Raw genomic sequence first — 11,934 nt, forward strand, 5'->3', positions numbered from 1 at the left:
GCTCGCTCCTGGCCTCGTGAGAGAAGGAATCAACGAGGCGCAGAAGGCACAGACGAGAGCGTGACTTGGTGGTTGGGGGGAATTCCCTGCCCCCCCCGCGAAGGAGCTCTGTGTCCTCCGCGGTTCCAACGTGGTATCTTAGGGAGTTTGCTTGCGGCCCGTTCGGCCGCTTTCAGGAGAAAATTCATGCGCTTTGCTAGCTTGCTGAGCTGGGGCTCAGTCTCGATCGCTTGCTGCCTGGCCGCCTGCATCGCCGCGTCTCCGGACGACGAAGAGATCCTGTCGCTGGAGGGCGAGCTGCTCAGCTCGGACGGGACGATGTCGGCGGAGCTGTCGTACCAGTCGCAGTGGTCGACGGGGTACTGCGCCAACGTGACCGTGAGGAACGCGAGCTCCAAGCCGAGCACGTCCTGGGGCCTTTCGATCGCGCTCAACGGCGCGACGCTGTCCAGCTCGTGGAACGCGCGGATCACGCAGTCGAACGGGCAGCTGAACGCCACCAACGAGAGCTACAACGGCTCGCTGGGAGCAGCGTCGACGGGAGCAGGAGCGTCGACGACCTGGGGGTTCTGCGCGAACGGCACGGGGAAGCCCTCGATCACGTCGGTCAACGGCAACGGGAACGGCGGCTCGACGTCGGCGAGCTCCAGCAGCGCCTCGAGCAGCTCCAGCAGCGCTTCGAGCAGCTCGAGCAGCAGCGCTTCGAGCAGCTCCAGCAGCAGCTCCTCGGCCAGCTCTGGCGGAGGCGGCGCGGGCGGCAGCGGAGGCGCAGGCGGCAGCGGCGGCGCAGGCGGCAGCGGCGGCTCGGGCGGCGGAGGCGCGGGCCCTGGCTGGGACTGGGCCGGCATCATCGGGACCGGTCAGAGCCTGTCCGTCGGGGCGCAGGGGACGCCGGCCAGGGCGACCACCCAGCGCCGTCACAACCTCAAGCTCTCGCTGGGCAATGCCTCCGTGCCGCCCTTCGATCCGAGGAACGGCTCGCTCTCGATGGTGCCGCTCGTCGAGCCCATCCGCGCGCTGGCCACGGGCTACCCGAGCGCGTATCCGCGCAACATCTATGGCGAGTCGCCGCACACGGCCATGGGGGACCAGATCACGGCGCTGGTGCAGGCAGCGACGGGCGGCGATTACATCAGCGTTCACACCGTCGTCGGCGAGAGCGGACAGGCCATGTCGGTCATCCGGAAGGGCGCCACCGACACCGGCTCGACGGGTCGGGCCTACGCGGCGTCGCTGTTCGAGGCCGCCGCCATCGCCCGCCTCGCCGGCGCGGCAGGCAAGACGTACGGCGTCGGCGCGATCGTGATCACCCACGGCGAGTCGGACGCCGGCAGCTCCAGCTACAAGAACGACCTCATCAAGCTCTGGTCCGACTACAACGCCGATCTCAAGCCGCTGACCGGGCAGACCCGGTCGATCCCGATGTTCGTGTCCCAGCAGCACGCCTATCCGAGCGGCTCGAACCAGCGGTCGGCAGCCACGCTCGCGCAGTGGCAGGCCGGGATCGACCGCCCGGGCGACATCATCTGCTCGGGGCCGAAGTACCAGTACCCGTACGCGAGCGACAACATCCACATGACCGCGATCGGCTACGAGCGGCTCGGCGAGAAGCTCGGGCAGATCTATAGCGAGAAGGTCGTGCAGGGCCGCGACTGGCAGCCGCTCCAGCCGACGCGGGTCGAGCGCAGCGGTCGCGTGATCACGGTGCACTTCCACGTGCCCGTGCCGCCGCTCGCCTGGGACAGCTCGCTCCCCGCGCCGCACCAGAGCGCGCTCACCGAGTGGGCGCAGGGGCGCGGCTTCGAGGTCCGCACGGCGAGCACCAGGATCCCGATCAGCTCCGTCGCGATCTCGGGCGACACGGTGCGCATCACGGTCGGTAGCGATCTCCCCGCGACGGGCGTCTGGGTCGGCTACGCCATGACCAGCGACGGCACGGCGTTCTCGGGGCGGACGTGGCGCTCGGGCCAGCTGCGCGACTCCGATCCCTTCGTCGGCTCGATGACGGGGACCGCGCAGCCGAACTACGCGGTGGCGTTCGAGATGGCCGTGCCCTGAGCCTCGCCGGCGCGGCGCCTCCCTCGGGATCGTCGCCGCCGAGCTCGACGGCCAGACGTCTGGCTATTCATCGCCAGACGTCTGGCCGACCCCCGTCACAGCCGCGGATCGACCGGCTCGCTCTCCAGCGCCAGCACCCCGAACACACACTCGTGCACGCGATGGAGCGGCTCGCCCTCCACGAAGCGGTGGAGCGCCTCCAGGCCGAGCGCGTACTCCCGCAGCGCGAGCGCGCGCTTCCCCGACACGCTGCGGTGGCGCAGCCGCGCGAGGTGCTGCGGCGCCAGGTACTCCGGCCCGTAGATGATGCGCAGGTACTCCGGCCCGCGGCACTTGATCGCCGGCTGGACGAGCCCGCGCGGGCCGCGGACCACCCACTCCCACGACTTGACCACCATGCCCTCGCCGCCGCGCTCGACCATCTCCGTCCAGAAGGCCACCGCCTGCGCCTCGCTCTGCGGGTCCGAGAGGTCGACAACGCGGTGCGGGGTCTCCACGAAGAACGCCGGATCGACCTCGGCGAGCCGCGCGAGCTGCCGCAGGTGGAAGCCGTGGTCCCGCGCCGCGTGCACCGCGCCCTCGCTCGCGAGCAGGTGGAAAGGCGCCAGCCGGAGGTCCGCCAGCGACCGCACCGGCCAGCAGTAACGCCGGTAGGCCGCCACGTACCCGTCCATCGCCGCCTTCCGGGCCGCGTGCCGCTCGAGCAGCCCCCGCGCGCTCTCGTCGCGCGCGGCGGTCATCGTGAGCGCCCGCACCGCCGCGTCGAGCGACGCGCGGCCCGACGAGCCCACGGCGGCGTACTGGCCGCGCAGGAGATCCTGCGCCTTCGCCGACCAGGGCAGGAGCTCCGCGTCGAGGCAGACCCAGTCCGTGCGCAGCTCGGCCCACAGATCCGCCCGATCCATCGCCGCCCGCACCCGGTCGATGAGCTCCCGGCTCCGCGCCTCGTCCGAGAAGAACGGCCTGCCCGTGCGCGTCGTGCACACGCCGAGCGGCCCCTCGTCGAGGCGGAACCTCCGCCGCCGCGCGGCCTCGTCGCGGCACACGACCAGCACCGCGCGCGACCCCATGTGCTTCTCCTCGCAGACGACGCGGCCCACGCCGTTCTGCCGGAAGTACGCGAACGCCTCGCGCGGGTGCTCGAGCAGGCCCCCGTCCTTCGCCGTCTCGCTCGGCGACATCGTCGGCGGCAGGTAGATGAGCCACCGGGGATCCACGGCGAAGCGGCTCATCGCCTCGAGCGCCGCCGCCGCGTTCTCCTCGCGGATCGTCACCATGCCGTGCACCCGCGTCCGGATCGCGCGCCGGCCGCGCACGTCGTCGATGTCGAGCACGTCGTAGGCCTGCCCGCGCGGCTCGGCCTTCGTCTCGCCCGCGAGCGGCGCGAGCGGCTTCACGGGCTCGTAGTACACGCGGCGCGCCTTGACCTCGACCAGCTCGCGCTCCGGGTAGCGGAGCGCCGTGAGCGCGCCGCCGAACACGCACCCCGTGTCGATGCAGATCGTGCGGTTCTCCCACTCGGCCACCGTCGTCGGCGTGTGGCCGTAGACCACCATCGCCTTGCCGCGGTACTCCGAGGCCCAGTTGTACCGCACGGGCAGGCCGTACTCGTCGGTCTCGCCCGTGGTCTCGCCGTACAGGCAGAACTCGCGCACCGCGCCCGAGCCCCGGCCCTGGAACGCCTCCTTCACCCCCGCGTGCGCGACCGCGAGGTTGCCGTCGTCGAGCACGTAGTGGCTGACGAGCCCGTCGATGAAGTCCGCCGCCTTCGCCTTGAACGCGTCCGTCTCCGCCTCGAGCTGCTCGAGCGTCCGCTCGAGCCCGTGCGTCGGCTTCACGTCGCGCCCGCGCAGCTTCTTCAGCAGCTTCACGTCGTGGTTGCCAGGCACGCAGAGCGCGGCGCCCGACTCGACCATCGCCATCGTGAGGCGCAGCACGTCGGGCGAGCGCGGCCCGCGGTCCACGAGGTCGCCGAGGAAGATCGCGCGCCGGCCCTCGGGGTGCGACGCGCGCGGCGCGTCCGGCAGCCCCTCCAGCTTGTAGCCGAGCGCCTCGAGCAGCTCGACCAGCTCGTCGAAGCAGCCGTGGACGTCGCCGATGATGTCGAACGGACCGCGCTCGTCGCGGCGATCGGTCCACAGGCGCTGCCGCTCGATCGTGGCCGCCGCGACCTCCTCGGGGGAGGAGAGCACGTGCACGTAGCGGAAGCCCTCGCGCCGGAGCTCCTTGAGCGAGCGGCGCAGCTCGCGGCTCTGGCCCCGCACGACGTGCGGGCCGAACTGCCGGTCCGGCCGGCCGGCGTTGCGCGCGTGGCAGAGCTTCTCCGGCATGTCGAGCACGATGGCCACCGGCAGCACGTGGTGCTCGCGCGCGAGCGCGACGAGCGGCCTGCGCGCGTCCGCCTGCACGTTGGTCGCGTCGACAACGGCGAGCCGCCCCGACGCGAGCCGCTTGCCCGCGATGAAGTGCAGGACCTCGAAGGCGGCCCCGCTGGCGGCCTGATCGTTCTCGTCGTCGGACACGACGCCGCGGTAGTGATCGGACGAGAGGATCTCGGTCGGCTTGAAGTGCGCCCTCGCGAACGTGCTCTTGCCGGAGCCGGACGCGCCGATGAGCACGACGAGCGAGAGGGAAGGGACGATGAGGGGGGCCTGCTCGCTCATGACGCCACCTCCGTCGCCTGCGCGAGGGCGCTACCCGCGCCGCCCGCGCCGCCGTCCTGGGCCTCTCCGCCGCCCGCGCCGCTCGTGCTGCTCGTGCCGCCCGCGCTGCCCTCGCGCGTGAAGATCGCCATCTGCGTCGGCGCGCCGAGCGACGGATCCATCGGGCCGATGGGCAGGTGCTCGACGGCGTAGCCGTGCGCGGCCGCGACCCCCTCGCAGAAGGCGTGGAACTCGGCCCGCGTCCACTCGAAGCGGTGGTCGCCGTGGCGGAGCGCGCCGCGCGGCAGCCCCTCGAACAGCGCGTTGTACTCGGAGTTCGGGGTGGTCACGAGGACGACGCGCGGCCGCGCGTGCTCGAAGACGCTGCGCGTGAGCGCGCCGAGCCGCGAGAGGTCCACGTGCTCGATGACCTCGACGAGGGTCGCGGCGTCGTAGCCCGAGAAGCGCGCGTCGCGGTAGGTGACCGACGCCTGGAAGAGCTGGATGCGCCGCCGCTGCTTGTCGGGCAGGTCGTCGAGGCGCAGCCGGTTCTTGGCGATCTCGAGGCTGCGCACGGAGACGTCCGCGCCCGCGACGCGCTCGAACACGCGCTCGTCGACGAGGCGCTTCAGCAGCTTGCCCTCGCCGCAGCCGAGGTCGAGCACGCTCCTCGCCTCGGCCCGGCGGAGCGCCGCGACGACGGCCTCGCGCCGCGCCTGGTCGAGGCTGATCCGCGCCTCGCCCCGGTCCTCGGGCGCGGCCTTCTCGTCCTCGGCCTCCTCGGGGCTCGCCTCGTCGTCGGCCACGAGCCGCGCGAGCGCGGCCCGGAAGAGCGGCCGGCTGTGCTTCAGGTAGCGGAGCGCGATCGCCTCGCGCTCCGGGTGCTCCGCGAGCCACCCCTTGCCCTTGGCGAGGAGGTTGTCGACCTCGGCGTCGCCCACGTAGTAGTGCTTCTTGTCGTCGAGCACGGGCACGAGCACGTAGAGGTGCGCGAGCAGCTCCCTGAGCCGGCACGTCCTCGCGAGCGAGACGCGCAGGTAGGCGCTCTGGCCCCACTCCGGGAACGCCTCGTCGAGCGGGAGGCGCTCGGCCGCGACCTCGTAGCCGAGCGGCTCGAAGAGCCGCCGGAGCAGCGCCTCTCCGCCTCGGCACGGCAGGGCCTCGATCGTGGCGGAGAGGGGGATCGGCGCGTCCGCGAGCTCCGGGCGGTCGCGGCACTTGCCGCCGAGCGCCGAGCCGAAGACCTGCGCGATCGCCACGGAGAGGAACGACGAGGCGACGTAGGGCCGGTCGTTCACGTACTGCGCGAGCGTCCCGGGCTCGCCCGCGCCGCGCCCGCGCACGAGGTCCACGGGATCGACGTCGAGCAGGAGCGCGGCGGTGCACCGCTCCTCGGTCGCCTCCGGATAGAACACGTGCGCCTTGCCGAACGACAGCGGGAACGACTGCGTGTTCGCAGGGTTCTTGACGAGCAGGTAGCCGAGGTCGGTCGCCGGCCGGTGCGTGGTGGTGAGCGTGAGGAGCATCGGGGCCGCAGTCTACGTGAGCGGAGCGACTCGCCACAATCGCGGCCGCGGTGCGCCCGCGCGCGGCGAGCGCCGCTCCCGAGCGCGGCAGACAGGGAATCTGTCGCCGCGCGGGGACCGGCGATGGAGCGAGATCGCGCGCGAGCGGCGCGCGACCGCACGGAGGCGGCTTCCCCGACACCGGGGGCCCGGCGCTGCTAGCGTTGAACGGGTGACGCAGGAGCCCGCGAGCGAGGGAAAGGCCCACGTCGGCAAGGCCGTGGTGATCACCACGGCCGTGCTCTGGCTCCTCGACTGGATCGACCATGGAAGCTTCGAGCCCTGGCGCGGGCTGGGCACCGCGGTGTGGGTCGCGGCGGTCCTCGGCGCGCTCACGCTGGTGGCGCGCCGCATCGAACCGCAGCGCGCGCCGATCTGGCGTCAGCTCGTCGTGCTCGCGTTCACCGCCGGGATCGCCAGCTCCATCACCAACACCATCTTCTTCCTGGTCGCCACGGCGCTGCCCGAGGTGTTTCCAGAAGGACCGCGACGGCCGCTCGTGGCCACCGCCGTCGTGGGCTTCTTCGACGGCGACGCCTTGTTCGGCTTCTGGGCCCTCCTGATCGAGCTGCCTCGACAGATCGGCGTCGAGCGGAGGCTCGAGCACGAGCGGCGCGCGCTGCGCCAGGAGGTCGAGCTCGCGCACATCCGCGCTGCGCTCGAGCCTCACTTCGTGTTGAACACGCTCAACACGATCGCCGGCCTGGTGACCGAAGAGCCGGCCGAGGCTCGCGCCCTGATCGCGACGCTCGGCGACCTGCTGAGGGACATCATGCAGGGATCGCGGCGATCCCATCACACGGTCCGCGAGGAAGTGAGCTGGCTGCGGGGCTTCGCGCGCATCCTGGAGTCTCGGCACTTCGGGCGGCTCGCGTTCGAATGGGACGTCGACGCCTCGGTGGACGACTGCGTGCTCCCGGTGCTGCTGCTTCAGCCCCTGCTGGAGAACGCGGTGCACCACGGCGCGCTGCGCCGACGGGAGCGCGGCCGTGTCGTCCTGCAGATCACCGGGGAGGCAGGACACCTGCGCTGCGCCGTCGAGGACGAGGGCCCCGGCTTCGACCTGGCCGCTGTCCCGCCGGAGGGGCGGGGGCTCGCGCTGGTGCGGCGCCGCGTCGCCCTGGAATCGGCCGACGCGTCGCTGCGCATCGACTCGAAGCCCGGCCGGACGCGCCTGGAGGTCACGCTGCCCAGGAGGACCGCATGAAACAGCTCTCTGCTCTCGTCGTCGAGGACGAGTGGCCGGCGCGCAACTTCCTCGTGGAGCTGCTGCGCGATACCGGGAGCTTCGGGACCATCGCCGCGGTGACGAGCGTCGAGGCGGCTCGAGAGGCGCTCGATCGCATCGAGGTCGGCATCGACGCCGTCTTCGTCGATATCCGCCTCGTCGATCGCCCTGGAGACACGTCGGGCCTCGACTTCGCCCGCTCCCTCTCGGATCGCGCGAGCCCGCCGGCGGTGGTGCTCGCCACCGCTCTGGCGCAGCACGCGCTCGATGGGTTCGAGATGGGCGCGGTCGACTATCTCCTCAAGCCGTTCACGCTCGACCGCGTCACCACGTGTGTGGCGCGGCTCCTCGAGCGACGCCGGGCGCCGTCCCCGAGCGCAGGAAACCCCCGCCTGGTCGCGCGAAAAGACGACCGCCTGGTCTTCCTGGACCTCGACGGCATGCTGGCGTTTCAGGCGGCGGAGCGGCTCACCTATCTCCACCACGTCGACGGCGTGTTCTCGGTGGACCTCTCGCTCAACGCGCTCGGGGCCACGCTGGGCGACCGTGTCCTTCGCGTGCACCGCAACTGGCTCGTCGCTCCGGCGCACGTGCACGGGCTCGGCCGGCTCGACGGGGAGCTGATCCTCGAGGTCGGTCCAGGGCTCCGCGTGCCCGTCTCGCGCGATCGCGCGCGAGAGGTCCGGCAGCGGCTCCTGGAGAACACCGTCGGCATCACTCTGCCCGACTGAGCTCGCCTCTCTCGGCCGAGAGGACCAGCTTCGCCAGCTCGATCCCGAAGCCCTCGATGTCAAACACATCGTACGTGTTCGTCCCGAGGATCACGCGCGTGTTCGCCGCCGGGCAGTCGACCGCAACCCCTCCAAGGCCATAGTCCCCGGCGCCGGCCGCGGCGTAGACCGTCTTGCCCTCCAAGTCGTGGGCGCCGCCCGAGAGGTAATGCGTCTCGTACGACTCGAATGCGGCCGGACCGAGCACCTCCCCCTTCCAGACCGCGACCAGCCAGCGCTCGAGGTCGGAGACGGTCGTCACCAGCCCGCCATTGCCGACGAGCGACCAGGTGTACGGCCATCCGGCGGGGTCGTTCTCCCCGAAGGTCGAGGCGTCGTATCCGATCGCGGTGTCGACCTGCTCCCAGATCGGGTCACCGAAGAACCCGCTCTGTCGCATGTGGGCGGGAGCGAAGAGCTCGTCACGCACGTAGTCCGTGAACGCTCGTCCCGAGACGGTCTCCACGACGTCGGCGAGCAGCGTGTAGCCGGAGTTGGAGTATTCCTCGTTGCTTCCCGGCTCGAACAGCAGCTCCTGCGCGAAGATCCGCTGGCGTGCTTCGAGCCGCGTCATCGGCTCGAAGTCACCCTCCGTGTCGTGGTACTCGTCGAACCCGGCGCGGTGCTGGAGGATCTGAACGAGCGTGATCTCGGCCTTGTCGGCCGGTACGTCATCGAAGAGGGTCGCGAGCGAGTCGGTGACCGCGAGCGCGCCGTCGCCTTCGAGCTTGAAGATGGCCGTCGCGGTCAGGTCCTTCATCACGGAGCCGAAGTCGTACGCCGTGCCGGCGACGTTGGGGATGTCGTTGTCTCGATCCGCCAAGCCGTAGCCGCTCGCGAGCACCTCGGCCCCGTCGACCGTGACCAACACCGACCCGGAGAACCCGGCCGCGGCCGCGTCCGAGAGGCGACGCTCGAGCTCCTCGCGGAGCTCGTCCCGCTCGGGAAGTGCGGGCGACTCCCCGCTGCACCCAGTTTGTGGGACAGCCAGCGTGACCAGGCCGGCTGCCATCAGCCATTGCGAGATTGGTTTCATGCCGCGCCAGACTGCCAGCCGAGCTCGCGAAGATCAGGGACGAACCGACGAGCGCCAGGTTCTCGGCCACGAGCGGCGGGTTCCGCGGGACGAGCACGTGGGGCGGCGGCAGCGCGTCCCGAGCCCCAGAGCGCCGTCTTGGCCGGACCGAGGCCAGTCGTGGCTCGCCCGTCGAGGGCGACGCGCGCCGGGTCGAGCCGGTACACTGCGGCAGGCGGGCGGGTGCGCTCGTGGACTCGGAGAATTTATGAGCACAAGCCCTGAGCTTCTGGACAAGAAGATCCGCGTCGTCGTCGGGGGGATGGCGATCGAGTGGGATCTCGAGAACGGGCAGTGCACCTGGGCCGGCGTCCCCTCGGTGTCGATGTTCCTGCCGAGCAGCGTGGTTGGGCTGATGTCCGGCTTCCAGCGGATGGCGGGGACCGAGCGCTTCAACCTCGCTGTGGAGAGCGGGGGGCGGCTCAGCATCGACGACGACTGGACCTACATCTCCGGTTATCCGACGTTCGAGGAGGGCTTCAAGGCGCTCGGCGTCGGCGCGGCCACGGCGGGCTGGGGCGTGTGGCACGTGCTCTCCCTGGACCGGGAGCGGAAGGAGGCCCGCTTCCGCGTGGTGAACGGGTGGGAGTCGGTCTACCAGAAGGAGCTCGACGTCTGCTGGGGCAGCAGCATGATCGCGGGCAAGCTGGCCGGGTTCTGCACCCGGCTCTTCGGGGAGGAGTGCGACGTCGAGCAGACGTCGTTCGCCGCCCGGGGCGACGCCCACGACGAGTTCACGGTGCGCCCCGCCACGACCAGCCTGGAGGACCGGCTGCAGCACCTGCTCGACGAGGAGCGGGCGACGAAGACGGATCTGGCCATCGCGCTGCACAAGCTGAAGCGCGAGGTCGAGGAGCGCGCCCGCATCGCCGAGGAGCTCCAGCGGACCGAGCAGGAGCTCCGCGACAAGCTGTCGTTGATCGAGCGGCAGCAGCACGAGCTCCGCGCGCTCGCCACCCCGATCATCCAGGTGTGGGACGGCGTGCTGACGCTCCCGTTGATCGGCACGCTCGACGGGGTGAGGGCCGGGGTGATCACCGAGGAGCTGCTCGACGCCATCGTCAGGACAGGCTCCCGCTATGCGATCCTCGACATGACCGGCGTGGACAGCATCGACGGCGAGACCGCCGATCACGTGATCCGGATCATCCGCGCGGTCGAGCTGCTCGGCGCCAAGGGGGTCATCACCGGCGTGCGCCCCGCGGTGGCCGCGCTGATCACGTCGCTCGGCCTCGAGCTGTCCGCCGTGACCACGCTGCGGAACCTCCGCGAGGGGCTGCGGATGTGCATCCAATCGCTGTCGGACAAGCCTGCAGGCGCGTGACGATGGCTGGCCGTGGCGGGGCGTCTGGCTCTCGCTCGCGACGCTCGCCGGGATCGGGCTCAACGGGGCGCTCGGCTGGTGGTGGGCGGACCCGATCGCTGCCCTGGTCATCGCCGCGCTCGTCGTCAAGGAGGGCGTCGCCACGTGGCGCGGCGAGCACGGCTGCTGCGGAAGGTGTCTCCTGGCCGGCCCTGCGGCTGTTGGTGCTCGCTCCCCTCGGTCCACATGGTAGCCTCTGTCGGCTCGTGACTCGGCAGCGAAGGCAACATCCCCGATCCCGATGGACGCGGCGGCTCGTCCGGCTGCTCTCCGTGATCGTGCTCGCCCTGGTCATGAGCCAGCTGACCGTGGCGTACGCCTTCGTGGCCGTCGACGACTGCGGCGAGTCGTGTCCCGACGATGACGACCAGGGGGACTGCCCTTGTCCCCTGGATTGCGCCTCGGGGTGCTGCGCGGCGAGAGCCCCGGCGGTCCCACCCTCGCCCATCGTTCCTGTCTTGCTCGCGCCCTCCTCCGTGGAGCTCCTGATGCTCGTGCCCGAGCGCGCACCCCCGTCGCCCGAGGCGCGCGAGGTGCTCCACGTCCCAAGGCCCCGCGCCTAGCACGGCGCTGATGGCCGCTCCCCGGCCCGAGCCGTCGATCGCGCTCCTGTGAGCTCCACGTGGGCCCCGTCAGCCCTCGATGGCCTCAGGCGATCGCGGCGTGGTTCAGCGCCCTGCCAGGTCCGAGCGGAAGGCATGCTCGCGACGCGTCGTCGCGCGCCCGCTCCAGCGCGTCCGTTCAGCGCTGCTCCACCTAGCTCGCGCATCACGCTCGCGGGCAAGTCGGCGGCGGTGATAGCGGTGCTGCGCTGAGCGGCGGCGCGCTGGCGCGTGAGGGCGACGGCGTGCCCGAGACTCGTCCGTCACGTGACGTTGCGAACAACAAGGAAGGATACACCCATGAAAATTCGTTCCATCTCGCTCGTGCTCTGCGTCGTCGCCCTCGGAGCCGTGTCGTGCTCGAAGGAGGCGCCGAGCGCCGGCAAGGCGGCGCCCGAGCAGACGCAGGCGAATGCGGCGCACGCGCCGGCCGACGTGAAGCCCGGCTCCCACGAGGACTGGTGCGGAGAGCACCAGGTGCCCGAGTCGCAGTGCACCCGCTGCAACCCGGAGCTGATCCCGGCCTTCAAGGCCACGAACGACTGGTGCGCGGAGCACGGGCTGCCCGAGTCGCAGTGCCTCAAGTGCAACCCCGACCTGAAGATCGTCAGGCCGCCGAAGGGGAGCTGAC

At 71.4% G+C, this 11,934-nt stretch carries 9 protein-coding genes; 6 read left to right on the forward strand and 3 right to left on the reverse strand.

Going from position 1 to position 11,934, the window contains the following annotated elements; all coding sequences use genetic code 11:
* Positions 1-186 precede the first annotated feature (186 nt).
* The gene (locus WMF12_RS14315) at positions 187-2,058 is read left to right on the forward strand and encodes a cellulose binding domain-containing protein (RefSeq protein ID WP_437871959.1); all 1,872 of its coding nucleotides are present in this window, start codon (positions 187-189) and stop codon (positions 2,056-2,058) included.
* Positions 2,059-2,153: 95 nt separating this feature from the next.
* Here the strand turns inward: WMF12_RS14315 and WMF12_RS14320 are convergent, their stop codons facing one another.
* A complete protein-coding gene (locus WMF12_RS14320) occupies positions 2,154-4,721 on the reverse strand; it encodes a polynucleotide kinase-phosphatase (RefSeq protein WP_437871963.1) in 2,568 nt (855 codons plus the stop codon).
* Positions 4,718-6,226 (reverse strand): 3' terminal RNA ribose 2'-O-methyltransferase Hen1, encoded by a 1,509-nt coding sequence (locus WMF12_RS14325; protein WP_437871966.1) that lies wholly within the window; start codon positions 6,224-6,226, stop codon positions 4,718-4,720. Before WMF12_RS14325 ends, WMF12_RS14320 begins: the two co-directional genes overlap by 4 nt.
* Positions 6,227-6,437: 211 nt before the next feature.
* On the opposite strand from WMF12_RS14325, the gene WMF12_RS14330 reads away from it, so the two are divergent.
* On the forward strand, positions 6,438-7,472 hold the full coding sequence (locus WMF12_RS14330; RefSeq protein WP_437871970.1) for a sensor histidine kinase: 1,035 nt from the start codon (positions 6,438-6,440) through the stop codon (positions 7,470-7,472).
* Positions 7,469-8,224, forward strand: a complete 756-nt coding sequence (locus tag WMF12_RS14335) for a LytR/AlgR family response regulator transcription factor (protein WP_437871977.1) — start codon at positions 7,469-7,471, stop codon at positions 8,222-8,224. Before WMF12_RS14330 ends, WMF12_RS14335 begins: the two co-directional genes overlap by 4 nt.
* Here WMF12_RS14335 and WMF12_RS14340 read toward each other — a convergent pair.
* A complete protein-coding gene (locus WMF12_RS14340) occupies positions 8,208-9,299 on the reverse strand; it encodes a serine hydrolase domain-containing protein (RefSeq protein WP_437871982.1) in 1,092 nt (363 codons plus the stop codon). The two genes, WMF12_RS14335 and WMF12_RS14340, sit on opposite strands and share 17 nt — an antisense overlap.
* Positions 9,300-9,546: 247 nt before the next feature.
* Here WMF12_RS14340 and WMF12_RS14345 point away from each other — a divergent pair, with 247 nt between their 5' ends.
* The 3 genes from WMF12_RS14345 (at position 9,547) to WMF12_RS14355 (ending at position 11,933) form a co-directional block, all read left to right on the forward strand.
* Positions 9,547-10,662 carry an STAS domain-containing protein gene (locus tag WMF12_RS14345; protein WP_437871988.1) on the forward strand — a complete coding sequence of 372 codons (1,116 nt, stop codon included), beginning with the start codon at positions 9,547-9,549 and terminating at the stop codon, positions 10,660-10,662.
* Positions 10,663-10,973: 311 nt separating this feature from the next.
* Positions 10,974-11,264, forward strand: coding sequence for a hypothetical protein (locus tag WMF12_RS14350; RefSeq protein ID WP_437871990.1), 291 nt, complete (start codon positions 10,974-10,976; stop codon positions 11,262-11,264).
* A gap of 339 nt (positions 11,265-11,603) precedes the next feature.
* Positions 11,604-11,933: a hypothetical protein gene (locus WMF12_RS14355; RefSeq protein WP_437871993.1), complete on the forward strand. Its 330-nt coding sequence runs from the start codon at positions 11,604-11,606 to the stop codon at positions 11,931-11,933.
* Position 11,934: the final 1 nt, after the last annotated feature.

The organism is Sorangium sp. So ce363 (assembly GCF_051520435.1).
Lineage (GTDB): Bacteria > Myxococcota_A > Polyangia > Polyangiales > Polyangiaceae > Sorangium > Sorangium cellulosum_B.